Origin of the sequence: Vibrio sp. 10N.222.46.A1, assembly GCF_041473595.1 — a bacterium.
Classification (GTDB): domain Bacteria; phylum Pseudomonadota; class Gammaproteobacteria; order Enterobacterales; family Vibrionaceae; genus Vibrio; species Vibrio tasmaniensis_A.
Map to the genome: position 1 here is coordinate 4,044 of NZ_JBFRSN010001083.1, position 395 is coordinate 4,438.

The following is a 395-nucleotide window of genomic DNA, read 5'->3' on the forward strand; positions in this document are numbered from 1 at the left end:
GGCGGTGCGATAACCGGTATTGATGAATTCTTGTGCCTGTGCATTAGAGCCAGCCATCAGAGACCACGCCTCTTCAATGATGCACATCTTCGGCGTTGAACGGGAGCCTGAAAGGTACATCTGCTGAGTGATGCTCGACATCAGCGCAAAAATCACCGGTCGCATGATGTCCGAGGGAAATCCGTCGAGTTCAATGGTGGTAAAGTGGACATTGGGATCCAGCATGGACGGTTTATTGAAGGTGTCACCGTAGATCCCCTCTGAGCGGTATTTATTCAGTTGCATGGCGATATCAGAAAGGCGGCGATCACCGCCTTGTTTTTCGGCCGCCGCAAACAGCGCTTCTTGCACATGGTCAACCAACGTCTCGCTTTTGTGTGCCTGCCAAGCCGCAA

Annotated in this window: 1 pseudogene; it reads right to left on the bottom strand. The window is 52.4% G+C overall.

Annotation, left to right across the window (positions count from 1 at the left end):
* A pseudogene (locus AB4496_RS23995) lies at nt 1-395 on the bottom strand (type IV secretion system protein TraC); the annotation flags it as partial.